Below are 23,201 nucleotides of genomic sequence, written 5' to 3'. Positions count from 1 at the left end.
CGGGCCTCCATTGATTAAGGCGACCCTATCCTTACGGTAACTTCAAGACGCTCACTAAGCACGGGTAGAGCGCGGGGCTGTCGCCATCAGCTCATGGCCAATTTTCTTTCTTGGGCAGACTGTTTTGGCTACTGTTGATGATTCTATCTATTCCTCTTGTTGTATTCATAAAATATAGTCATAAACAAACATCTGTGCTAATCTCTCACAAGGGAGGTAATTAGCACAGATGCGACTCAAAGACTATGCCAAACACATGGCAGTAAGCTACCAGACGGCTTGGAGATGGTGGAAGGCAGGTAAGTTGCCTCATCCAGCATTCCAAACCGAAAGTGGCTCAGTCATCGTTGAGTACTTCCATCAACAGAAAACCCAGCCATCAAACACCAAACGAGTTGCTATCTATGGGCGAGTCTGATCTGCTGAGCATAAGTCAGACGTTGAGCTTCAAGTTGAACGTCTTCAACAGTATGCGATCGCTAAAGGTTACACGATTGTCAAAATTATCAAAGAAGTAGGAAGTGGACTCAACGATAATCGTAAACAATTAGCCACTCTTATGCATTCTGATGGCTACGACATTTTACTAGTAGAGCATAAAGACAGCCTGGCTAGATTCGGCATCAATTACTTGGAGATTATGCTGTATCGTTTAGGTATTCAGTTAGAAATTGTCAACCAAGTAGATAAGGGTAAAGACGAGTTGATGCAGGATTTGATTGCTATTATCAAGTCATTCTCTGCTAGGTTGTACAGGCAAGATCATGCTAAGAAAAAGATCGAAAAAATTATCGCTGAACTCCAAGCTGATGGCGGCGACGAGTACCAGTTAGAACCAAACCCATAAAACCTAGGGAAAACACCGACATCGTAGCTGGCTCTGGTACATCAACAGGGGGCTTGTCTCCCGGCTCACCAGCCACTAATTTAACCTGATACGCTAGTCGAGATTGTGTGGGCCGATTCTCAACTGACATGGTCATAGTTGATTGACCAGTGAGGGTGAAAGCACCTGAAACGTTACTGATGTGTAAATACTGTGCATCAAAAAAACCGCAATCATTAGGATTACTACAAACACTGGATGCGTCAGGAAGACTAGCAGACATGGCACTATCGGTTAACATCAAGTTGCTCAGTACAATGCTGCTGTTATTCTTACGAGCACTAGTCCGTAGAAACAAATCTGAGAAGTTATCCTCTGTAACTGTAGACGAAAGAACCACGTCACCAACGGTATAGGTGAGTTGAGAAATACCATCGAACTCCAGTAAGAAATCAACCGCTTCACCACTGACCCAATTAAATTATTTCTGATCTAAGTTAGTAAAACCACCACTAGCGTTAACCTTGTGGATATCTAGCTCAAAAGTGTTTCCTCCTATTGTTCCAGACCCAAAACGACTCTTGGCAGACAGGAAGATGTCGGGATCTAGGTTCTGGAACTCTGTTTCAGTCAGATTACCACCAATCGTAAACGCACTGGCTCCAAAGGGAGTAAAAGCTAGTCCTAGTGCTGACACTCCCAAACTTAATAGTAAATTACGAGTCATCATTATTTCTCTTGCCTATATGGAGTATTAGTTGTTATTGCAGTAACAACTGATCAAAGTATCGAGACTGAGTGTTTGCGATCGCGTAGCGGCTCTGTTCGCGTAGCGTGGCCTTTGGCCTTAAGAGCCTCGCGTTTGCTTTCTATCCGTATTTCTGTATTAACGTTCTATCTGTATTAACTTTATTGAAATCTGTATTAATAGTTGACGAAGATCGACCCTACCTGCCACGACCTTTGGACAAAAAGCTGATATCCAACAAAGCTAGCGCCCTAACAAACCTTAGGTGCGCTTTCCGCTCTTTGTGCCCTTGACCCATTAAGAATTAAATTCGCCACGGGTCGCACCTGTAGTTGCTGCTGGTTCTGGGACTTGAGCCGATTCAGGGTCAGAGTCAAGAGTTGACCAAAGTACTCGATCACCGAAACAAGGGGGCTCGGGGGATGGGAAGCCCTTACCTTTAGGTATAGGGAGGGATAATCCCCCGCAGCCAGCTGATGGGTTCAATACCCTTGAAGTTGGCTAATAAATCTTTCGGAATATCCAGAATTTTGATGTAGAATAAAAATAGACTCAAATGCACTCTTACACTCTACTTTAGGCTTTGCCGACCCTACGGGAAGGTCGTAAACGGCGCGCCAGTGTAGGTTAGTATCGGCGAGTGGTACCCTTGCTAGAAGTATTGGGGCTGTCTAAAGACGAAACCGATGGATAGGGTCGCCTTTATAGTCGGCAGGCTAAGTAGAAAAGGGTTAAAACTCATGGAATAAGGCGACCCTATCCTTACGGTAACTTTAAAGAAATGACTCGGTTGTAGAAGCGGCGGAGATGTCCGTAGAGTAAGCCAGCCTTGAGGTTCGGCACTTAACCCTTAGGTTCAATCAATCGGGAATCTGGGCGCGTTAAGTCTGCGCTTAGCTACTGAAACCAACACCTTTGCTTTGTCCGGGAAAGCCCCCGGCTTACAGCTGTGGGGAAGCTTACAAAAAAGCCCTTCTTGGTACAAAACTTGGGCTAATTCTTGCCCAAAGCCCCTGCCGCTGCTACTACTAGCGTAGCCCTAAGTCTAGTTATCCTGGTAGTGCAGCCAATATTCCTGCACTAGGGTTCACAACTGAATTACAATTGCTATAGTGATTGTTGCGATTTTTGAAACCCTTGGACTTGGATTCACCTCGGATTTGAGATAAGGGCTAATAATTCGGTATGATAGACGGTTTAGCAAGATTCCGAAACAGGACTATTACATATAGTTGCTGTGTAAGGCGCAGATTTGTTTCCAAATGCCTATTGATTCTTGTCGGCTTACTGAGCTGCTGGTATCTACTGGGAACACCATCAGCATTAGCAAGTTTCGATGATGACAGCTTTGATGGTAATATTTTTGCTCTGTATGCTGGTAATGGCTCTATAGTCCCACCACGAATTACCTTAGAAGATTCTTTGCGCAGGAAAAAGCCAGCTTTGTTGGTGTTCTACTTAGATGACAGTAGGGATTGCAAGCTATATTCTGTCACTATCTCTAAGTTACAGGAGCCTTATGGTAGGGCCGCGAGTTTTATTCCAGTCAACATCGACACTTTGTTACCCGACGCTACCTATACACCCACAGAAGCGGGATACTACTACCAAGATTTAATTCCCCAGACAGTAATGATTGACCAAAAGGCAGAGGTAGTACTCAATGAAATTGGACAAGTTGCTTATGAACAGATAGATGATGTGTTTCGGGAAGTGTTTAACTTACTGCCCCGTTCAGAATCCGTGGAGTTAAAGCTGCGCACTGTCAATGATATTAATGCTCAGTTAACATCAGAGTGATTTAATTTGCCTACTGGTTAGACATCCATCCGATGAAACTCCAACAACTTAACATGAAGACAATTGTTTTAGTCATCAGTGAACTGCCATTGCCGTTTACCCTATTTTTTGGTCACGTTTACGGGTTAAGCTATTTGTAAGTACAGTTAACATCCGTGCTGATGTCCAAGGTTTACAGCACACAGGAGCTAATCAAAATTTTGGCTCAAGAGCGTCGTTCGTGCATGAATGGGCAACGTCTTAATCTGGCAGCTTCGGTGTCTGGCAACCCTGTGATTGATCGCTTTCTGAAACCGGAGGGAATTCAAAAGTTCAGTGCTTATAACGACTTTAAAGCCGCAGTTCACAGCTACCAACGGCAACACCAAGTTTCAGGCATTATTTGGCGCGAACTGACTATGAAAGGAAAGACTCTACGTTATCCTGCTATTGACGAGCAGTTAGCCGCCCTAGAGAGTGACCTGAAAATCCTCAAAGCTGCCAAAGCTGACCTCTTAGAGTTTTGGTATACAGGCATCCAAGGTATGGACTTATACCTAAGTATTAATTTTGGTAAAGACTATCAAAAAATTATGCCCAATGATGTAAAAGAGGTCGCCCATAAAACGGAATGGGCAAATCTCTATGAATATAAGAATTACAACTTTTGGGAAATTATATTGCAGCTAGGTTGGGGGAAACCTGAGGAAGCATCCTATAAACGGGGATGGCCGACATCAGGAAGTGAGTACATTCATGCAGTTAATCCAGGCAAGTGCCCAATTTGTTGACCGCTATCGCCAGGTCGATGGGTTGTGGGTGCATAAAGCAGTATTATAAATATACTAGGAGCGGTCAAACATGAAAGAACAAACTATTAATCAAGTTATTGATCAACAAATAGAAGAATTGGACTATTCAATTCGACAGGAATTAACCAAGCTTGGCAATCAAGCCGCAAAGATGGGTTTAATTGGGGGACATGGTTATTACTTAGGAAGGTACGAAATTCTATGCAAAGGTCAAATCTTCACTCTTTCACCAGAAGAAGCTTACTCTTACCTAAAAAAATTGGTAGCACAACACCAAAGGTAATTGGGAAACTATGAATTGTGAAGGATGAAGGATGAGTTTTCATAATTCATCCTTCATCCTTTGTGATTACCAGCGTGCCTGGGAACCAGACCAAATGTGTTCTACTGATTCACCATAAACCATAGGTTCATCCTCAAAGGTAAGAGCAGTGTAACCACTGGGTTCAACAGACCACATTGGCCAATACTCATTGCCCAACTCACCAGCCTGAAATAGCACTTGATCTGGATTAGCTTGACTCCAGCCTAGCAACAGTGCGTTAGTATAATGAATGCGCTCAGGAGCCAAGGTGGTCACAGTATTTTGGTTGCGATCCCAAATTACTGCGTAATCAGAAGCATCTGACGTATTAAAAAAACCTTCAAATTGCCGCCCTAGAAGGCGATCGCTTGACTCTGTCCAAGACACGGGAATCAGAATAGCGATTGCGCCGCTTAATTTATCATCATTATTAAGGCGCGCGTTCCAATGGGCAGGTAAACTGCCCTTGGGTCGCGCCTGATGGTTAGCTAAGGGAGAAGATGCAGTTATGATGCGCAAATCTCCAGTCTGCAAATTTTCTAGAAACATCACACTACTGATGCGGCTGCGGTACAGTTCTGGCTGTCCTTGTAGTTGAATGCGACTATAGGCAGCATACTTGCCATCAGGAGAAACTAGTGATTGGCTGCGATAGTACCTAAACCCAAAACTCTGATTAGCAACCAGTTCAGCGTGGGTTTCCAAGACCCAATTCCAAGGAATAGGATAAGGACTGTTGAGCGGGTCACTCTGAACGTATGGTTCGGTTAGATCAGGTTTGATAGCTTCTGTTACTTCCCTTAAAGGCTGGGAAGATAGCACCGATGATTGACTGGCTAGGAAGGATTCATTAGCCTTGGCTTTCTCAGCAAATAGGCTAGATGTTATCAACATCAAAGTTGCTAACAATAGTCCTAGTGGTTGATTTTTAAGCCATCCTGATAAACTCAATTGCCTTTTCAACATTGATTAGTCTTTCAGTTACTAATTAGCGTTTCTAGTTAGAGGAGCAACCCCAAGAAATTAGAATATAGTTCCTTAACTTTAGGTTTAAAAGGTTAAAAAGTGATCAACTACCCCGTCCGAACCTGCATTACGAACGGGTTTTTTTACACTTCGGCTCAGTCAGTTACCTAAACCCTCGACTATCAAGCTACCGAAAGCAGACAAATAAAATAAGCCAGGGAAAAATAAAAAATTAACACTCTTTCCTTCCCCTAAGAGGTCTTGGCTGAAGTGGGTAGCCCTCACACAAAAGTTGTCAGGCTTGACATTGGAAGTAACTGGTTGGTTTGGAGGTTTTAGTGTTATGATAGCCATGTGGAATTCAACCTTGTTTTTTTGAATTCTTCTATAATGTAAAATACCTGCGCTTGACCCCTAACGGAGTACAATTGGAGCATCCTGCCTCATTATGTAGAAGGAGATCTAACAAAATTCGGTGTGACTCAACCCGCTACTTCCAACACCAATACCAGACCTGAAACCTCAATAAGTATACTGAACTGCCTACTAATCTTAATTTTCAGGCTACTACTGCTAGGCGTAGGGAGTGGCTTGGCCGTGATATTTGGCATTGTTGTTGCCAATGCTTACCCTAACCCGAATCCAGAAAAACCCCTGATCTTAAAATTACTGGAGCATCTGGATAACAAGGGAGAATCAACGTTTTTCAATTTTAGTTCAATTCGGGAACCAACGGAAGCCAATCCACTAAAACAATTGACACCAGTTCAAAGAGTCCAGCTCAAAGCTCAACTAAGTGAGTTAGACAAGCGAATGAAGAGATTGAGTGAGGACGTGACAATGTTGGAAACTCAGTTGGGAACCTCGGGAGGGAATGAATCTCTTGAAAGGCGCATCCAAGCGATCACTTTGCTTCTGAAGGAACCATCGACTCCAAGTAGCAATGCTCCATTAGTTGGTAATAGCAATGGCAATCGACTAGCTGCCTTGGCTGCCGACAAGTTGAAAGTCACGTTGCCCAGTGATATTTTATTTGAGGAAAGTAAAAGTACGTTACGTCCAGAAGCAGGTTTGATCCTAGACAAAATTGTCACAGATTTGCAAGCCTATCCCAGTAGTACAATCCGAATTGCTATCCACACCGACAACCCCCGCGAAGCCAAAGAGAATCGAAACCTTTCATTTGAGCGTGCTAAAGCAGTTCAGCAGTATCTTAGTAGCGCTTTAGACGATTCATACCGTTGGCTGATTATTGGCTACGGAGAAACTCGTCCTCTGGTCGCTAATGATACTGAGGTTAATCAGCAACGCAATCGTAGGGTGGAAATTGCTGTGGATTAGTCATTAGTCAGAAGCTTATTTGGTTATTTGCTTGAAAGTTATTTGGTTGTTTCCCTTGGGCGTCCGGTGTAGGGTAGGTTGAAGATTAGAGCCTTAACAACTCAAAGCTGGATGTATAACTGGCAAGCTGTAACCTTTAACCTGAAACCAGCTAACCTGAAACCAGCTAACCTGAAACCAGCTAACCTGAAACCTGAAACCAGCTAACCTGAAACCTGAAACCAGCTAACCTGAAACCAGCTAACCTGAAACCAGCTAACCTGAAACCAGCTAACCTGAAACCAGCTAACCTTGGCCAAAAGGCCACGCTACGCGAACAACCCATTAGTTATTGGTAATTTCTAGATGCGAGTTGTATTCTTTGGTACTCCCCAATTTGCTCTACCTTGTTTGGAAGGTTTGTTGAACCATCCTGAATTTGAGGTGGTGGGTGTGGTGACTCAGCCAGATAAGCGTCGAGGACGTGGTAACCAGCTGATTCCTTCCCCAGTGAAATCAATAGCATTAGCACATAAACTACCAGTTTGGCAACCGCAGCGCCTGAAAAAGCATAGGGAAACCCTAACTCAGCTAAGGCAGGTAAAGGCTGATGCTTTTGTGGTGGTTGCCTATGGGCAGATTCTCTCCCAAGAGATTCTGGATATGCCTACGGCAGGTTGTATCAATGTACATGGCTCAATTTTGCCTAAGTATAGGGGAGCAGCTCCGATCCAGTGGTGTCTTTATAATGGTGAAGCCCAAACTGGCATCACAACGATGTTGATGGATGCTGGAATGGATACTGGAGCAATGCTCTTGAAAGCATATACACCAATTAGACTATTGGATAATGCCCAGGATTTGGCACAAACTCTGAGCAATTTGGGAGCTGATTTGTTGATTGAAACCCTCCTCAAGCAAGAGTTACAGGAAATCCAACCAATTCCTCAAGATGACTCATTGGCTACCTATGCACCACTGATTCAAAAGTCAGATTATGGCCTAGATTGGTCACGCTCTAACTTGGAGTTACACAATCAGATCCGGGGATTTTTCCCGAACTGCGTCACCTCATTTCGGGGTAAATCTCTGAAAATCAGTGCCACTGTTCCCTTAGATTCCGCTTACTTATCCGAGTTGCCTTCACAGTTAAAAATGCGATCGCAGGAGTGGTCTACTCTTGATGTTGGTTCAGGTCGTCCTGGAGAAGTTGTAAAGATTGCCAAGACAATCGGTCCAATTATTCAAACTGGAAAGGGAATGTTGTTGTTGCAGCAAGTGCAATTAGCTGGCAAACGTGCTCAATCTGCTTGGGATTTTGCCAATGGTATGCGTTTAGAAGTAGGAGAAGTTCTAGGTAATAGTTAGTTAGTGAGTTTCAGTGTTCAAGGGTTCGTAAAAGCGGCAAGAATCACAGGGTCCGTCTGGATTGACAGCACAACGAATCAATTCAGAGTGAGCATTGAAATAGCAGCTGGCATCCCCAATCACCCAACGCCCCTGGAGCAGGCTTTTTTCACTAGGGTGTCCAAAAGACTGCACATACAGAGCAATTTTATGCAAACGATAGCGCCCTGACTTAAGACAGTAGCGGTGGCGGCGCTCTAAAACTGTGTAGGTTTTACCTTTAAAGTCGAGATAGTTACCGGGTTGAGGTATCCAATCCAGTTGAACATTGCCAATGGTCTGACGTGGGTGCGTCAAAATTAACTCCGTGGGTAGAGAATCAGGCTCCATAGTGCTTATTGTCATTCACGCTACAGTTGAATGGTATCGCAGGCTGTGGGCTGACTATCTAGCCCAACAGAATTCTATAGCAGAAGTCATTTGTCAGAAGTCATTTGTCAGAAGTCAAACTCTTGCGCTTCTTGATGCAGTCGCTCATGGGGGAAACCCCCAAGACCGCTTAGGTGCGCTTTCCGTTGGCGAATTAAATTCGCCACGGGTCGCACCTCTGCATCGCTTACAAAGGGTGTGAGACTTTTGTCATGTCCTAACTGCCCTGGCGACTGCTATACATAGAATTTTCCGGTGAATTATAACACACTGCTGCTAGATTGAAGACTGGATTGATCAACGAAGTGATTAACCGGAGTTGATATTACCCATATTGGTAAATTGGTCATTGAGCAAAAAATGCCTTAAATTCGTGATTGGGGTGCATAAAGTTGGGAATTTAGCAAGTTAATTCTGTAGTCAGCTTAAAAGACTGTCAGATTAAAAGACTATTGTTTCTGTTCTCTTCGTTCCATTAGCAGTTTCTACTTGTTTGCCCAAAACCCCATGACAGCAGTTATTCCTGTGGTGTGAAATTCATCCAAGTTGAACCAACAGCCCAGGCTACCAACGTTGTAACATCCTTGAGTTCCAATGTCTGTGGCTTGGGGGTAGAACTGGTGGAGTTGTTCATCGACCATGATCAATTCACCAACTGGCATTGTCTGTCAAGGACTTGAAAAATTTTCCAGTTATACCCCCATCAAAAATTCATTTACAACACAGTATGAACATCTCTGGTATTTCACTGAGGACTAACGCACTTCCTTGCCTCAGGGCTATTTTCAAGTCAGAAATTCATGGGCGTTTCGCCCACCACAAAGGAATCAAAATCTCTGTTCCCTATGCCATATTCCCTATAGTCAGATTAGCTTAATGCACTATATTCATGTTTTAGACATATGAAGTTACTGTTTGGTCGCCGCTCATCTCCTGTTGTCGAGCCTACTCAGGAAAAAACTTCAGGTTTGGGAACATTCGGTGGGGTCTATACTCCTTCGATTCTCACCATCCTGGGGGTTATTATGTACCTGCGCTTTGGTTGGGTACTTGGTAATGTTGGTTTAGTGGGTACCCTAATCATTGTTACCCTCTCCACCAGTATTACCTTTTTGACGGCTCTGTCTATTTCTGCGATCGCAACTGACCGCATTGTTAGGGCTGGTGGTGCGTATTACATGATTAGCCGTTCCCTAGGAATTGAAACTGGCGGTGCAGTAGGAATTCCCCTTTACTTTGCCCAAGCTCTCTCAGTCGCGTTATACACTATTGGTTTTGCCGAGAGCGTAGTTCAGACCTTTCCCCAGCTCAACCAGCTTTATGTAGCGCTAATTACTACTATTTTAGTGGCAATACTGGCTTTGACTTCCGCTAGCCTTGCCATCCGTATTCAATACTTTATTATGGCTGCGATAGCGCTATCCCTAATTGCTCTATTAGTCGGTAACCATGATTACCCTTATGATGTAGCTAATATTGAGCTGTGGGTGACCTCCAAAGAATCCTTCTGGCGTGTCTTTGCTGTCTTCTTCCCTGCCGTAACCGGTATCATGGCTGGGGTGAATATGTCCGGTGATCTACGCAACCCCATCCGCGCCATTCCCATCGGTACTCTGGCAGCAGTAGGCACAGGATATGCTATTTATATCATCTTACCAATTATTCTATCGATGCGGGTAGGGGGAGAAGCCCTAATTGCCAATCCTCTGATTATGAGGCAGATGGCATTTTGGGGTCCGTCAATCCTACTCGGGGTATGGGGTGCTACTCTCAGCAGTGCCTTAGGGAGTATTCTGGGTGCTCCCCGGATTTTACAGGCACTAGCTAGAGATGGAGTATTACCCCGTTGGATGCGATTCCTAGGTACGGGTAGTGGACGAGATGATGAACCACGGATTGGTACCGCTGTAACGTTGGGAATAGCTACTGCTGCAGTTTGCCTTGGTCAATTAGATATCATTGCACCAGTGCTAAGTATGTTCTTTCTGACCACCTATCTGGTGTTGAATGTAGCAGCTGCCATTGAGGGCTTTTTGCAAAGTCCTTCCTTCCGACCCTCCTTTAAAGTTAACTGGTTTCTGTCACTGTTAGGGGCATTGGGTTGCCTGATCGTAATGTTTTTGATAAATGCCTTTGCCACAGTGGCAGCAGCTGTTATTGTCTTAGGGGTTTACCTTTGGCTACAGCAGCGGGAACTGCGCACAGCTTGGGGGGATGTACGCCGGGGCATTTGGATGGCACTGTTGCGCACTGGTATTTTTCAGATTAGTCATCACCCTGATCCGAAAAACTGGCGACCCCACATCTTGGTGCTGTCGGGAGCTCCCACTAAACGATGGTCTTTGATAGAGTTAGCCGATGCTCTGACCCATAATCGCGGTTTAGTGACCGTTTCGAGTATTTTACCCAGTAGTTCCCATAGTGTTGCTAAGCAGGCACAGTTAGAACAAACCATCAGTGAGTATCTCGAACGGCGTAGTGTACAAGCTCTAGTGCGCTTGGTAACAGCACCGGATCCCTTTACCGGAGCCCGGCAACTGGTGGAAACTTACGGTATAGGACCACTAGTTCCCAATACAGTTTTACTCGGGGATAACGAAACCCTTAGCCGTCGCCAGCCTTACTGTCGCTTGATTACTCACATACACCAGGCAAAGCGTAATGTAGTGATTCTGCGGGAAAATCGGGAGCAGGGTTTCGGTAGTCGTCAACGGATTGATGTTTGGTGGGGCGGTAAGCAAGCCAATGGTAGCCTGATGTTGCTCCTCGCCTATCTATTGCGCAGCGACCTGAAGTGGCAAAATGCTGAGATTTACCTCAAGTTGGTGCTTCCTAATGAAATAGCAGCTCAAGCAGCACGGGCAAACCTAAGTAATTGGGTGAAACAGTTGCGGATTGGGGTTATTTGTCAGGTGCTGGTTTCCCAAGGGCGTTCTTTTAATGCTATTCTTCATGAGTCATCGGCTGATGCTGACTTAATCTTTATGGGTATGGCTACACCAGACGATAAGTTTACTCAATATTACGAAAGCTTACAACAAAAAACTGCTGGTCTTCCTACCATTGTCTTTGTACTGGCTGCCCCTGGGTTTGCTTTCCATGAAGTTCTCAGTGAAGATTTGTAGTATACTAACAGCAATTTAAAATTTTTAATTGCCAATTGACTATTACTATCAAGTCTGGTTAATCACTGATAAAATAGTCTCGGTATTTTTGGTAATGGGTAATGGAGACTTGGTAATCGTTAACTACCAAGTCTCCATTACCTATTACCAGATACAAACCCTATAGCATGAATTGGCAATGCTTAATTTTTGGGTGGCAGTTTAACAATACTTAGCCAGAAGTTTTCAATTGACTTCAATACTTTGAGAAACTGGTCTAATTCAAAGGGCTTAGTGACGTAGGCATTGGCGTTTAGCTTGTAGCTTGTGAGGATGTCCTGGTCAGAATCTGAGGAGGTGAGAATAATCACTGGAATTAAACTCAATTTTGGATCAGATTTAATCTGTGCTAACACTTCACGACCATCCATCACTGGTAGATTCAAATCCAGCAAAATTACGTCGGGACGGGGTGCTTTAGTATAAGGGGATTCTCGACGTAGAAATGCCATAGCGTCCTTACCATTGGTAAAAGTCTGGATATTGTTGCGAGTATTGCTATTTTTTAAAGTAGCTTTGGTCAAGTCTACGTCACGATGATTGTCTTCCACTAGCAATATTTCAATCCGCTGAATAGTATTTCTATAGTTCATAATTCCTGATTTTTTTATGTTGAGATTAAAACAATCAATTTGTAAAGAGTTTATAGTGGCTTTTTTTGGAATACATATAATTTTCGATTAATTGGGGCGTTGTCAGGTATAATCGATAATACTTATCTCCCTCGAAATTACCGATTAATAATTACCAAAATTAACAATTATTTATTTTTGGGTTAGTTGTTAATATTAGATATATATGATTATTGTTTCATAGTTTTAATGATATAATTCTCAATTTAATAATCAATTAATTATTACAGCTTTTTTAAATTAAATTAGGTACAAATTCCTAATTTGTATAGAATAGGGAATAGGGAATAAGGAATAAGGAATAAGGAACAGAACAAAAAAACTGTGTGCCTCATAGTTATGAAAAACGATGTAGTACAAAAAAAGCTTAGTTAAATCAACTATTAAAATGCTCTAACATGAAATAAAATGTCGATAGCAAATGATAAATATTGATAGGAATAATTTTGGTAATTAACCGTTTTTAATTACCGATAACGTATAGTTTTTATACGTGATAATTATGATTTAAGCAATTAGCATTTAACCAGATAGTTCTCATCCTCCCCTCCGAATTTTGGGCAAGTATTAAAACTATCTATTGAATTTGGGTAATAATCTATCCATCAGTACCTATAAATGTACAAAAATTATGATGAAATTATAGATAGTATTTTTACGGATTTTTTTTTAGCTGTGCCAGAAGCGTCTAAGATGCTATTTAACCTCGAAGCCCCTTTTCAACCAACAGGGGACCAACCCCAAGCTATTTCCCAACTCACCACTTACCTCAAGGCTGGCAACCGTATCCAAACTCTACTGGGTGCTACGGGGACAGGTAAGACTTTCTCCGTGGCATCGGTAATTGAAAAAGTTGGCAAACCTACCCTATTACTTGCCCACAACAAAACCTTGGCTGCGCAGTTATGTAACGAATTGCGGGGGTTTTTTCCCCATAACGCGGTGGAGTATTTCATTTCCTACTATGATTACTACCAGCCGGAAGCTTATATCCCGGTCACTGACACCTACATCGAGAAAACCGCGTCAATTAATGATGAAATTGATATGCTGAGGCACTCAGCTACGCGATCGCTTTTTGAACGGCGGGATGTAATAGTTGTGGCTTCCATTAGCTGTATCTATGGGTTGGGTATCCCCTCAGAATATTTAAAAGCCTCGATTCCTCTGCGGGTGAATACCGAAGTTGACCAACGCCAACTCTTACGAGATTTAGTCTCAGTACAGTATTCCCGGAATGATTTAGAATTGGGACGCGGACGGTTCCGGGTGAAGGGGGATGTATTAGAAATTGGCCCGGCTTATGAAGACCGAATTATTCGGGTAGAATTCTTCGGAGATGAAATTGATGCTATTCACTACGTTGACCCAGTTACCGGTGGAATTTTCCAAAGTGTAGAGGGCGTAAATATTTACCCTGCTCGTCACTTTGTTACTCCGGATGAACGGTTGGAAGAAGCTTGTAATGCTATTAAGGCAGAACTTGAGGAACGTTTGGCTCAATTGGAGCAAGCGGGGAACTTGTTAGAAGCCCAACGGTTGGAACAGCGTACCCGCTATGATTTGGAAATGTTGCTCGAAATTGGTTACTGCAATGGTGTGGAAAACTATTCTCGTCACTTGGCTGGACGCAAGCTTGGGGAACCACCAGAGTGTTTGATTGATTATTTTCCCGAAGATTGGCTTTTGGTAGTGGATGAATCCCATGTTACGGTGCCGCAAATTCGGGGAATGTACAATGGCGATCGCGCTCGAAAGCAAGTGTTGATTGACCATGGCTTTCGCTTACCCAGTGCAGCAGATAATCGACCCCTGAAGGCAGAGGAATTCTGGGCAAAGGTGAATCAGTGTATTTTTGTCTCTGCTACTCCTGGGGATTGGGAGATGGAAGAATCTCAAGGGCGAGTCGTGGAACAGATCATTCGTCCTACCGGAGTGCTTGACCCAGAAATCTTTGTCCGTCCTACAGTAGCTCAAGTAGATGATTTGTTGGCTGAGATTAAGCAGCGGGTGGATTGTCAGGAAAGGGTGCTGGTCACAACCTTAACCAAGCGCATGGCTGAGGATTTGACAGAGTATCTGCAAGAACGGGATATTCGGATCAGCTACTTACACTCGGATATTAACTCTATTGAACGGATTGAAATCTTGCAGGGGTTGCGCCAGGGTGAATTTGATGTATTGGTTGGGGTTAACTTGTTGCGAGAAGGGTTGGATTTGCCGGAAGTCTCTCTGGTAGCAATTTTGGATGCAGATAAGGAAGGGTTCCTCAGGGCAGAGCGATCGCTTATTCAAACTATAGGCAGAGCAGCACGTCATGTCCGAGGGCAAGCCATTATGTATGCTGATACCCTTACAAAAAGTATGAGGAAAGCGATTGATGAGACTAATCGCCGTCGTAAGATTCAAAGTGAATATAACATCAAAAATAACATTATACCACAGCCGATTCGCAAAACCGCAAATAATCCAATTTTGACATTTTTGGATGTCTCCCGACGGTTGAATGCTCAACAGTTTGAATCGGTGTTTGAACAGGTGGATGATGTACCTTTAGAGAAGATTCCAGAGTTGATTAATCAGTTAGAAGAACAGATGAAGGAAGCAGCAAAGACGTTGGAATTTGAAACGGCAGCAAAGTTACGCGATCGCATTAAACAGCTGCGGGATAAACTGCTAGTTGACACTCCCCGGTCTAAAGACGCGGGGATTCTTCGCTCAACGACCCGTCTTGCTCAACCTGGCCGGAACCAAGAAGAGTAGAGGACAGATCTCCGGAAGAGTTCGGATTTAAAATCCAGGTTCCGGTGTGCCCCACCGTACCCAAGGCTCTCTCAAGAATGTTGATTGCAGCGTTGTGGTCGCGGTCTAACTGACAACCACACTTACAGGTATGAGTCCTGGTTGATAGAGACTTCTTGACTATCTCGCCGCATTGAGAACAATTTTGGCTGGTATAGGCAGGGTTTACTGCAACAGTTGCCCTGCTAAACTTTTGCCCAAAGTGCTCCAACCATCTTCTAAACTGATACCAACCTGCATCATTAATAGACTTGGCTAGACAGTGATTTTTAACCAGATTTTTTACCCTTAAGTCTTCGTAGGCGACCAGATCGTTAGATTGGATTACGCAACGTGCCAGTCTCTTGGCATGTTCTTCACGCTGCCTACTTATCTTGAGGTGTGCCCTACCTAGTCTATTAATCGCTTTTCTGCGGTTAGCTGAGCCTTTCTTTTTTCGGGAAACTCGGCGTTGATAAAACTTAAGCCGTTTTTCCCCTGTTCTGTAAAATCTGGGATTAGATTCTGTGTGGCCATTAGAGTCGGTGTAGAAATCTTTTAGCCCCACATCTAAACCGACAGTATTGCCAGTAGGTTTTAAAGACTCCTTACAATCAACGGAAACGCCAAACTGGACATAATAGCCATCGGCTCGCTTGACTATCCGGACTCGCTTAATTTGCTTCTTGTCGAAACGCCACAAGTCCCATGTACCCTTAAGCTTAAGCTTCCCTATTCCCTTCTTGTCAGTGAACACGATTGACTTTTTATCAGGGGACAACTTCCATCCTGATTGTTTGTATTCGACCGATCTGCAATGCTTTTGGAATCTGGGAAACCCCTTTTTGCCAGGTACCTTTTTCTTGCAATTTTCATAAAAACGAGTGATCGATGACCATGCTCTTTCTGAGGCAGTCTGGCGAGCTGTTGAGTTTAACTCATTAGCAAATGGGAATTGATGAGCCAACACTTTACTGTACTTGCTGAGATCGAATTTGTTTGTACCCTTATTGTCCATCCATAAACGGATGCAGCTATTTCGGATAAATTTTACAGTCCGAATGGCTTCATCTATGGCTGAGTATTGACTCTTTTTTCCTTTGGCTTTGAATTCCAGAATGATCATCGGTTATCGACCTCTCCCGCTTTACTTTATTCTACAACATCTAGAATAAAATTCCGGAACATTCTCAGAATATTTTTTTCACGGCGGCTTTAGCCGCTACTGCCCTTCATCCCCGGTATAAATACGCGGGGATGAAGGGCTTTGGCTCCCTCGTAAATGAAGCAGTAGAGTATATTCGAGAGTCCCAACTAGTGTAAGTGCATAAATTGGGGATGGACAAACAGGATGATTACGGCTACAGCTGGTGTGAGCAAGGCCAGCAGTTTGAAGCACTAAAGTGACGGAAGCAGAGCGGGGCGCGTCAATCTGATTGCTGCTTAGTGCCAACAACACCTGATAGCAGCCTTGACTGTGGAAGGACTTGTCACCGTGTGGTGTTTGAAACCTGGCGAGAAACTGCCTTAATTCCGGTGCTTAAACCAGGACAGGTGGTAAGGTCAAGTCCGCTTGAATAGCTATAATCAAGAAGATTGATGGGGAGATGGGGAAATGGGGCAGATTTTTATTCAGGGTAATTATCCGGACATGATCTAATTCTCGATCACGCCACCTGCCATCATCCCGGACCCATAGTCAACTTGATTGAGGCTGCTGGCTGTCCGCTGTGGTACCTGCCCCCTGATGCTCCCGACCAAAACCGAACCCCCGAAGTGTTCGGCTGGGCTCAAAAGTCCTCATTCGCCAGGGCTGATATCACTGCCCTTGCTCGCCACAGGCTATCGAGTCTATTCTCAAAATCGAGTCTATTCTCAAAGATGCTGTGTCGTAACACTACTGGCGATCGCTATATTTCCATACATAAAAGTGAGATACATCTACTATTGCTACTACCGTGAGCTAGAACTTAGAGCTTTGATACCAAATCGGCTCTAGTCGCCCCCTGTTCAATCTAGGTCTACTTTAAAGAAAAGGGGGTATTCGAACCAGATTCCATAGGAATTCTATCACTGATGAGACTAACATTGAGCTGTCTTCACCGGTTGAGCCAGATCATTGGTAAGGGAAGATGGGCAGCAAGTAAGTTTTTCCTGCTTGTTTGTTCTTCAACCTATTTGACCTGTTCCCCGTTGCCAACCCCTGTGCAGGCGCAACCGATAGTTGAAGCCAACGATGGTACTGGTACTGTTGTCAACCCTGAGGGTAACCAATTCAACATTGATGGCGGTAAGCTGTCGGGAGATGGTGCGAATCTGTTTCACAGCTTCCAGAAATTTGGTCTGAGTGAAGGTCAGATTGCCATCTTTCTCTCTAATCCTAATATCCAAAATATCCTAGGGCGAGTCACTGGTGGTGATGCTTCTGTCATTAATGGCTTAATCCAGGTTACAGGGGGTAATTCAAATTTATTCCTGATCAACCCCGCCGGGATTGTCTTTGGTCCTGGTGCCAGCATCGATCTACCTGCTTCTTTTACCGCCACCACCGCTACTGGTATTGGTTTTGATGGCGGCTGGTTTAACGCTATTGGTAGCAATGACTATGCTTCTTTGGTAGGCAAGCCCAATACTTTTGATTTTGCTGTCTCCCAACCAGGTGGGATCATCAATTTAGCTGATTTAGCAGTTAAAGAGGGGCAGAATTTAACCTTAGTAGGTGGTACTGTGATCAGTAATGGCACTCTTACTGCATCTGGTGGTCAAGTTACTATTGAGGCTGTGCCTGGAGAAAATTTACTCCGTATTTCCCAGCCAGGTAATATTCTCAGTTTAGAAGTTTCCCCCTCTGCCACTGTTCCCTTCACTCCCCTTTCCCTACCGGAACTGCTGACAGTTGGCGGCGGTGATGCTACAGGAATTGAGGTAAATCGTGAGGGTACAGTACAACTGATAGGTTCTGGTATCCAGGTGGAAGATGGTGATGTGGTGGTCCAGGATATCAGCGCTGGTAAGCAAGTAGTTATTGAAGCAGACGGTAATATTCGGACAGCATCAATTACTTCCGATGGTGGAAGAATTTTCCTCAATAGTAGAGAAGGAGAGATTGATACTAGTAGTGGCACACTGGATTCAACGGCGGTAAGTGGTGATAGTGGAAATATTGACCTGAAAGCAGAAGGTAATATCACTACCGGGAGTCTCAAGGCTTCCAGTAATAATGGTGATGGTGGTGATATTACTGCCGTTAGCGATAGAGGAAGTATTGATACTAGTGCTGGCGTAGTTGATTCTTCCTCTGTGAAAGGTAAAGGAGGAGAGGTTCAATTATTCGCTACCGAGGGAACTATTAATGCTGGTGATATAAATGCTGCTAGTGGTAATGGTGACAGTGGCAACGTTACTCTTGTTGCTGGTAGTGACATCAGTAAAGGAAATGTTACTGCTACTTCTACTATTATTTCCATTCTAGATTTCAGAAACCAGAATTATACTATACAAAGTTCAGAATCTCAAGTCTCACCAGCACCTGAACCTCCACCTTTTTTAGATCTAGATCCACCCATGATTGAACCTCCTTCAGTCATCGACCCAAAGCCATTACCACCGCTACCACCACAACTACAGTCAGATTTTCCACCACTACGACCACCACAACCTCCAACAACAGTAATTCTTGGACCTGTAAATCCTGTAAATCTTTCAAATTCTTCCCTACCACCACAACCACAGTTAGAGAATCAAGCACTACTACCACCTGAATCTCCAAGAAGAGAAATTCTTGGACCTGTAAATCCTGTAAATCCTTCAAATCCTTCCCCAACAACACCATCAGGAAGGTCAGACAATCAAAACTCTGCCTTGCCAAGCCAGGTTAATCGATCAGATTTGGCGGTCAATCAGAGCAAGAGGTTAAACAAGACTCAAGCAATTGGACTAGAACGACTGACAATCCTGGTACTGGAAATTACAGAGTGTCTGGCAGAAGAACAATTGCTCATAAATCCTCAAGGATTTTCTAGACAAGTTGGTGCAAAAGATTACACTAAAGCTGCTGAATGCTATCATAAAAATTTAGAATTTGCACGAAAAATTGGTGATAACTTGCGAGAATCAAAAGCTCTACATAACCTCGGAGTAACTTACTATATTTTGGGAGATTATGGCAAAGCTCTAGACTATCATAAACAGCATTTTACTCTTGCCCAATCAGACCCAAACTTAAGAAGAAAACCGCAAGCTTTAAGTGGTTTAGGAGCAGCTTATGGTGCAATAGGAAACTATGACAAAGCTATTGAATACTATAAACAGGGTCTAGAACTAGTAAACTCAACCGATGAGTCTGAGATGGAAAGGAATATAGTAAGCAATATCGGATTAGCTTACTACGCTAAGAAGGAATATACCAAAGCACTTGAATACAAAGAAAAAAGTTTAGCGATCGCTAAAACATCCGATCACCTACCTGGAAAGGCAAGAGCATTATCTAATTTGAGCTTGGTGTACTATACCCTGACCGACTATAACCAAGCAATTGAATACTCTCAGCAGAGTTTAGCGATCGCACAAAAATTGCAAGATAACTATGGACAGTTAGTAGCCCTAGAAAATTTGGGAATAATTTACTATGCTCTAGAAGACTACAACCAAGCAGTAAACTACCAACGCCAGAGTTTAAAAATTGCCAAGCAACTAGGTGATCGCCACGCCAAGGGACGAGCTTTAAGCAACTTAGGTGATGCTCTCTACAAAGCCGGAAATCCTAAAGAAGCAAATGAGGCTCTATTTGCTGCCATTGAAATTTGGGAGTCTTTGCGGTCAAACTTAGGCAGCAATGACCTTGAGAGAGTATCCATTTTTGAAACTCATCAAACAACTTATAGCGCTTTACAAGAGTATTTAGTAGATCGAAAACAATTCAATCAAGCCCTAGAAATTACTGAAAGAGGACGAGCAAGAGCCTTTGTTGAACTATTAGCGAGAGGTTTATCAGAGTCTGAATCAAACCTCAAAACTAATAAACCGATTGCCCCTCCGAATATCAAACAAATAAAAAAAATTACTGAAGAACAAAACTCGACAATAGTTTTATACTCTCTTATCAAAGAAGTCGTCGAAGCCGAAGGTGTGCGCCAACTTGAAGACAAAGAGCTTTACATTTGGGTAATTAACCCTAGAGGTAAAATCGCTTTTCGTCAGGTTGATTTAACTAATCTAGATACATCTCTGAAAGAATTGGTTGTTATCACTCGTAAATCAATTTTTTTCAGAAGAAGCCCATCCCTAGTTGATTTAGTTCCCAGAGAAAGATTGACTAAAACAGAGAGAGCTGGTCAAACTGAACAATTAAAACAACTGCATCAACTGCTCATTGAACCAATTGCCGAACTCTTACCTACAAATCCCGAAGCTCGTGTAACCTTTATTCCCCACGAATCCTTGTTTCTAGTACCTTTCCCAGCACTACAAGACGCTTCTGGTCAATACCTGATCGAAAAACATACTATGCTCACTGCTCCCTCGATTCAGGTGCTGGATTTAACTAACCAGCAACGGCAACTAGTTTCTGGAGAAGAGATGCTAGTAATTGGTAATCCCACGATGCCTCAAGGTTTGCCCCCTCTTCCTGGAACAGAAACAGAAGCGCTAGCGATCGCTGAGATGTTCAATACTCAAGCCCTGATTGGCAATCAAGCCACCAAGAAATCAGTTGTTGAGCAAATGTCAAAGGCAAAGATCATACATCTAGCTACTCACGGCTTACTGAATGACTTCCAGGGATTAGGTTTACCAGGAGCGATCGCCCTTGCTCCGACTAAAACAGATAAAGGTTTTCTCAGTGCTAGTGAAATACTCGACCTCAAGCTTAGTGCTGAGTTAGTAGTTTTAAGCGCTTGCAACACTGGTAGAGGTCGAGTTACCAGTGATGGCGTGATTGGATTATCCCGTTCTTTAGTGGCTGCTGGTGTACCCAGTGTGGTTGTTTCCCTCTGGAAAGTACCTGATGACTCCACAGCTGACCTGATGATTGAATTCTATCGCCAGCTACAACAAACACCTGACAAAGCAGTTGCTCTACGTCAAGCCATGCTTACGACTCTTAAACAGTACCCAAATCCAGTGGAATGGGCGGCTTTTACTCTGATTGGGGAAGCCGAGTAATCAAGGAGTTGCAGGAGTTCAGAATCACAGAGTTTTGGATTACTATAGTTCCCTAAGGGTGATAAATCTGTACAGAATAATAAACCGATGAACACTGAGCTCCAATTTCCTTGGCAACAAGACGCCGTAATTCGCCAGAGCCAACGTCTAATCCATAGCTTTCATCATTGGACAGGGCGTTCTCTAATCGATACCAGTGGCTCACCTATGGAAATTGCACAGGCACTATTTGAAGCTCCCTTTGTCGTCTACTCTCACAACACTGAATCAGACCCCATTCTAAACTATGGCAATCGGAAAGGTTTAGAATTGTGGGAAATGGATTGGAACCAATTGACTCAGATGCCTTCGAGATATTCAGCTGAGCCAATGGAAAGGGAGGAGCGCTTACGCTTGCTTAACCAAGTCACAACCCAGGGCTATATTAGCAACTATCAAGGTGTCCGCATTTCTAGCACTGGTAAACGGTTCCAGATTTCAGATTTTATCGTCTGGAATCTCATTGATGAGGAAAATAACTATTGTGGTCAAGGGGCTACATTTTCCCAGTGGATACGGATTAATTGACGATGTTGGCCACTTAAATTGTCTATTTTTTATCTATTTTTGAGTAAGGGGGAAAAACTTCAAAGTCCTCTCCCTTGCTCTTGAGCACCCCTGCCCCCTTAGGGATTCAATCAAAGAAATCATTTGTAGCATTAATAGTGCTAATTCCTAGTGCTAATGTAAGCTGACAGCCGTCAGCTGTCAGCTGTCAGCTGTCAGCTTAAAACAAACCTCGTTCCCATAGCGTGCGCCGTTCGCGTAGCGTGCGCCTATGCGCAATGCACAAACGGGAGAATTTAATAATTCGAGATTAATGATAATTGAAAGTCTGGGTAAAAGCCCTTGGCTTGTGGCCACGCTACCCGAACAGCTGACCTAACAGAGATTAAACGAAGGCTTACCTATGCAAGCTAATAGCTGATAGCTGATAGCTGAATGCTTACGTGCTAATTCAGATTAGATACCTCACCGCTTACTTCCCCTTCTTGCAGTATCTTCCCCCACTTCCCGTCTCTTACCGATCTCCATAAATCATCCCCCTACAAGTACAAAGCCGTTATTTGGGTCGGACTAGCCGGGAACTCTATATGTAACTGGCCTCACAGAAGTCCATGTTGTTCAATGATTCTAACCCATAATGATTACAGCTCCAGGCTATCCCATCACTGAGTCAATCGAATCTGGCACTAGAACCCTACTTGGTATTGCATTCTGGTGGTGGATGATAAACAGGAAAATCGCTGGGTGATTGTCAATCTGCTGGCTCCCCTGGGATTTGAACTGATCGAAGCTAGCAGTGGTCAAGAGGCTTTAGACGAAGCCACAGCATTTTCACCAGACCTGATTATCACTGACTTGTTGATGCCACAGATGGATGGCTTTGAGATGATCCGACAGTTATGACAATCCCCCCAATTGCACTCAAAAGTAGTGATTGCGTCTTCGGCTGTTCAACTTCAAGGCAGAAGGAGGCAGGTAGATCCCCATTGGAAACGAGGTCTAAGCTATCTCAAAATTGGTCTGCGCTGGCTCAAAGGAGTAGTCAATAAAGGTAGGCAACTCAGTCGGGCCAGTACCGTTGTTACCTAAAGATCCGCAACCGTGCTTTGCATGCCATAAAGCTGAGGATGATTACTACGACCAGATTTGGTTTTCCCGTATTCGGTCTTTAAAGTGTAGAACCTGATCTGTTTGGTTTTCACACAGATGTGTCAGGCAGTCAGGGAGGAACCTTGAAGCTGGAAACTGAAGTGGGAGCATATAGTGAATTTATCATCACTTTACCTAAACCAGCCGAATAGACCTGATCATTTCCGACTTGAGTATTTTGAACCTGCTTGATCAGGGAAATTAGCATCCTGGTCAAGCTACTACCTTTTCCCATA

General features: G+C 43.7%; 21 protein-coding genes and 2 pseudogenes. 15 read left to right on the top strand and 8 right to left on the bottom strand.

Going from position 1 to position 23,201, the window contains the following annotated elements; translation table 11 throughout:
• Positions 1–229: 229 nt before the first annotated feature.
• Together LYNGBM3L_RS46450 and LYNGBM3L_RS10745 are read left to right on the top strand one after the other, a co-directional pair.
• Positions 230–418, top strand: coding sequence for a hypothetical protein (locus LYNGBM3L_RS46450; protein ID WP_008182324.1), 189 nt, complete (start codon positions 230–232; stop codon positions 416–418).
• A 12-nt stretch (positions 419–430) separates the two neighbouring features.
• Positions 431–847, top strand: a pseudogene (locus LYNGBM3L_RS10745) (IS607 family transposase); the annotation flags it as partial.
• Here the strand turns inward: LYNGBM3L_RS10745 and LYNGBM3L_RS49360 are convergent.
• The 3 genes and pseudogenes from LYNGBM3L_RS49360 to LYNGBM3L_RS10740 form a co-directional block, all read right to left on the bottom strand.
• Positions 789–923: a PEP-CTERM sorting domain-containing protein gene (locus tag LYNGBM3L_RS49360; RefSeq protein WP_324293467.1), complete on the bottom strand. Its 135-nt coding sequence runs from the start codon at positions 921–923 to the stop codon at positions 789–791. The pseudogene LYNGBM3L_RS10745 and the gene LYNGBM3L_RS49360 sit on opposite strands and share 59 nt — an antisense overlap.
• 12 nt (positions 924–935) lie before the next feature.
• Positions 936–1,295: pseudogene (locus LYNGBM3L_RS49355) on the bottom strand (choice-of-anchor W domain-containing protein); the annotation flags it as partial.
• A gap of 12 nt (positions 1,296–1,307) precedes the next feature.
• Positions 1,308–1,556: a hypothetical protein gene (locus LYNGBM3L_RS10740; protein WP_143764203.1), complete on the bottom strand. Its 249-nt coding sequence runs from the start codon at positions 1,554–1,556 to the stop codon at positions 1,308–1,310.
• Positions 1,557–2,843: 1,287 nt separating this feature from the next.
• On the opposite strand from LYNGBM3L_RS10740, the gene LYNGBM3L_RS10735 reads away from it, so the two are divergent.
• The 3 genes from LYNGBM3L_RS10735 (at position 2,844) to LYNGBM3L_RS10725 (ending at position 4,448) form a co-directional block, all read left to right on the top strand.
• Positions 2,844–3,374: a thylakoid membrane photosystem I accumulation factor gene (locus tag LYNGBM3L_RS10735; protein WP_008182315.1), complete on the top strand. Its 531-nt coding sequence runs from the start codon at positions 2,844–2,846 to the stop codon at positions 3,372–3,374.
• 161 nt (positions 3,375–3,535) lie between these two features.
• Positions 3,536–4,144, top strand: coding sequence for a hypothetical protein (locus LYNGBM3L_RS10730; protein WP_008182313.1), 609 nt, complete (start codon positions 3,536–3,538; stop codon positions 4,142–4,144).
• 70 nt (positions 4,145–4,214) lie between these two features.
• Complete coding sequence (locus tag LYNGBM3L_RS10725; RefSeq protein ID WP_008182312.1) at positions 4,215–4,448, top strand: hypothetical protein; 234 nt, start codon at positions 4,215–4,217, stop codon at positions 4,446–4,448.
• A 66-nt stretch (positions 4,449–4,514) separates the two neighbouring features.
• On the opposite strand, the gene LYNGBM3L_RS10720 is transcribed toward LYNGBM3L_RS10725, so the two are convergent.
• A complete protein-coding gene (locus LYNGBM3L_RS10720; RefSeq protein ID WP_008182310.1) occupies positions 4,515–5,435 on the bottom strand; it encodes a hypothetical protein in 921 nt (306 codons plus the stop codon).
• A gap of 597 nt (positions 5,436–6,032) precedes the next feature.
• Here LYNGBM3L_RS10720 and LYNGBM3L_RS10710 point away from each other — a divergent pair.
• Both LYNGBM3L_RS10710 and fmt read left to right on the top strand, forming a co-directional pair.
• Positions 6,033–6,776, top strand: a complete 744-nt coding sequence (locus LYNGBM3L_RS10710; RefSeq protein WP_229414431.1) for an OmpA family protein — start codon at positions 6,033–6,035, stop codon at positions 6,774–6,776.
• Positions 6,777–7,121: 345 nt separating this feature from the next.
• Complete coding sequence (gene fmt / locus LYNGBM3L_RS10705; RefSeq protein ID WP_008182301.1) at positions 7,122–8,123, top strand: methionyl-tRNA formyltransferase; 1,002 nt, start codon at positions 7,122–7,124, stop codon at positions 8,121–8,123.
• Here fmt and LYNGBM3L_RS10700 read toward each other — a convergent pair whose 3' ends face one another.
• Both LYNGBM3L_RS10700 and LYNGBM3L_RS43255 read right to left on the bottom strand, forming a co-directional pair.
• Positions 8,124–8,492 (bottom strand): DUF6464 family protein, encoded by a 369-nt coding sequence (locus tag LYNGBM3L_RS10700; RefSeq protein WP_008182299.1) that lies wholly within the window; start codon positions 8,490–8,492, stop codon positions 8,124–8,126.
• 524 nt (positions 8,493–9,016) lie between these two features.
• Entirely contained in the window at positions 9,017–9,193 is a 177-nt protein-coding gene (locus LYNGBM3L_RS43255) for a hypothetical protein (protein WP_008182297.1), read from the bottom strand.
• 240 nt (positions 9,194–9,433) lie between these two features.
• On the opposite strand from LYNGBM3L_RS43255, the gene LYNGBM3L_RS10695 reads away from it, so the two are divergent.
• Both LYNGBM3L_RS10695 and LYNGBM3L_RS43250 read left to right on the top strand, forming a co-directional pair.
• Entirely contained in the window at positions 9,434–11,656 is a 2,223-nt protein-coding gene (locus tag LYNGBM3L_RS10695) for an APC family permease (protein WP_008182295.1), read from the top strand.
• Between the two features lie 28 nt (positions 11,657–11,684).
• A complete protein-coding gene (locus tag LYNGBM3L_RS43250; protein ID WP_008182293.1) occupies positions 11,685–11,822 on the top strand; it encodes a hypothetical protein in 138 nt (45 codons plus the stop codon).
• A gap of 16 nt (positions 11,823–11,838) precedes the next feature.
• Here the strand turns inward: LYNGBM3L_RS43250 and LYNGBM3L_RS10690 are convergent, their stop codons facing one another.
• Positions 11,839–12,288 (bottom strand): response regulator, encoded by a 450-nt coding sequence (locus tag LYNGBM3L_RS10690; protein WP_008182291.1) that lies wholly within the window; start codon positions 12,286–12,288, stop codon positions 11,839–11,841.
• A 732-nt stretch (positions 12,289–13,020) separates the two neighbouring features.
• Between LYNGBM3L_RS10690 and uvrB the strand changes: the two genes are divergently transcribed.
• Positions 13,021–15,090: an excinuclease ABC subunit UvrB gene (gene uvrB, locus LYNGBM3L_RS10685; RefSeq protein ID WP_081432033.1), complete on the top strand. Its 2,070-nt coding sequence runs from the start codon at positions 13,021–13,023 to the stop codon at positions 15,088–15,090.
• Here the strand turns inward: uvrB and LYNGBM3L_RS10680 are convergent.
• Positions 15,023–16,234, bottom strand: a complete 1,212-nt coding sequence (locus LYNGBM3L_RS10680; RefSeq protein ID WP_008182286.1) for an RNA-guided endonuclease InsQ/TnpB family protein — start codon at positions 16,232–16,234, stop codon at positions 15,023–15,025. The genes uvrB and LYNGBM3L_RS10680 overlap by 68 nt on opposite strands.
• Before the next feature lie 533 nt (positions 16,235–16,767).
• On the opposite strand from LYNGBM3L_RS10680, the gene LYNGBM3L_RS49765 reads away from it, so the two are divergent.
• The 5 genes from LYNGBM3L_RS49765 to LYNGBM3L_RS47240 all read left to right on the top strand — a co-directional run bounded on the left by LYNGBM3L_RS49765 (position 16,768) and on the right by LYNGBM3L_RS47240 (position 22,905).
• Positions 16,768–17,070, top strand: a complete 303-nt coding sequence (locus LYNGBM3L_RS49765; RefSeq protein ID WP_081431952.1) for a transposase — start codon at positions 16,768–16,770, stop codon at positions 17,068–17,070.
• 114 nt (positions 17,071–17,184) lie between these two features.
• A complete protein-coding gene (locus tag LYNGBM3L_RS34810; protein ID WP_052308422.1) occupies positions 17,185–21,270 on the top strand; it encodes a CHAT domain-containing protein in 4,086 nt (1,361 codons plus the stop codon).
• Positions 21,271–21,357: 87 nt separating this feature from the next.
• Entirely contained in the window at positions 21,358–21,837 is a 480-nt protein-coding gene (locus tag LYNGBM3L_RS10670) for an MEKHLA domain-containing protein (RefSeq protein WP_008182281.1), read from the top strand.
• A 693-nt stretch (positions 21,838–22,530) separates the two neighbouring features.
• Entirely contained in the window at positions 22,531–22,719 is a 189-nt protein-coding gene (locus LYNGBM3L_RS10665; protein ID WP_008182279.1) for a response regulator, read from the top strand.
• A 27-nt stretch (positions 22,720–22,746) separates the two neighbouring features.
• The gene (locus LYNGBM3L_RS47240; RefSeq protein WP_229414429.1) at positions 22,747–22,905 is read left to right on the top strand and encodes a hypothetical protein; all 159 of its coding nucleotides are present in this window, start codon (positions 22,747–22,749) and stop codon (positions 22,903–22,905) included.
• The last annotated feature ends 296 nt before the right edge of the window (positions 22,906–23,201 follow it).

This window comes from Moorena producens 3L, assembly GCF_000211815.1.
In the GTDB taxonomy this organism is placed as follows: Bacteria; Cyanobacteriota; Cyanobacteriia; order Cyanobacteriales; family Coleofasciculaceae; genus Moorena; species Moorena producens.
Note: the sequence above shows the minus strand (reverse complement) of the source record. Positions and strands in the feature narration are given on the sequence as shown.

Bases quoted from the DNA above. Each gene is read 5' to 3' on its own strand.
- LYNGBM3L_RS10730 (WP_008182313.1), top strand. From the start codon at position 3,536: ATGTCCAAGGTTTACAGCACACAGGAGCTAATCAAAATTTTGGCTCAA.
- LYNGBM3L_RS43255 (WP_008182297.1), bottom strand. From the start codon at position 9,193: ATGCCAGTTGGTGAATTGATCATGGTCGATGAACAACTCCACCAGTTC.
- LYNGBM3L_RS46450 (WP_008182324.1), top strand. From the start codon at position 230: ATGCGACTCAAAGACTATGCCAAACACATGGCAGTAAGCTACCAGACG.
- uvrB (WP_081432033.1), top strand. From the start codon at position 13,021: ATGCTATTTAACCTCGAAGCCCCTTTTCAACCAACAGGGGACCAACCC.
- LYNGBM3L_RS10695 (WP_008182295.1), top strand. From the start codon at position 9,434: ATGAAGTTACTGTTTGGTCGCCGCTCATCTCCTGTTGTCGAGCCTACT.
- LYNGBM3L_RS10690 (WP_008182291.1), bottom strand. From the start codon at position 12,288: ATGAACTATAGAAATACTATTCAGCGGATTGAAATATTGCTAGTGGAA.
- LYNGBM3L_RS10700 (WP_008182299.1), bottom strand. From the start codon at position 8,492: ATGGAGCCTGATTCTCTACCCACGGAGTTAATTTTGACGCACCCACGT.
- fmt (WP_008182301.1), top strand. From the start codon at position 7,122: ATGCGAGTTGTATTCTTTGGTACTCCCCAATTTGCTCTACCTTGTTTG.
- LYNGBM3L_RS10720 (WP_008182310.1), bottom strand. From the start codon at position 5,435: ATGTTGAAAAGGCAATTGAGTTTATCAGGATGGCTTAAAAATCAACCA.
- LYNGBM3L_RS10740 (WP_143764203.1), bottom strand. From the start codon at position 1,556: ATGATGACTCGTAATTTACTATTAAGTTTGGGAGTGTCAGCACTAGGA.
- LYNGBM3L_RS10725 (WP_008182312.1), top strand. From the start codon at position 4,215: ATGAAAGAACAAACTATTAATCAAGTTATTGATCAACAAATAGAAGAA.
- LYNGBM3L_RS10680 (WP_008182286.1), bottom strand. From the start codon at position 16,234: ATGATCATTCTGGAATTCAAAGCCAAAGGAAAAAAGAGTCAATACTCA.
- LYNGBM3L_RS10670 (WP_008182281.1), top strand. From the start codon at position 21,358: ATGAACACTGAGCTCCAATTTCCTTGGCAACAAGACGCCGTAATTCGC.
- LYNGBM3L_RS34810 (WP_052308422.1), top strand. From the start codon at position 17,185: ATGAGACTAACATTGAGCTGTCTTCACCGGTTGAGCCAGATCATTGGT.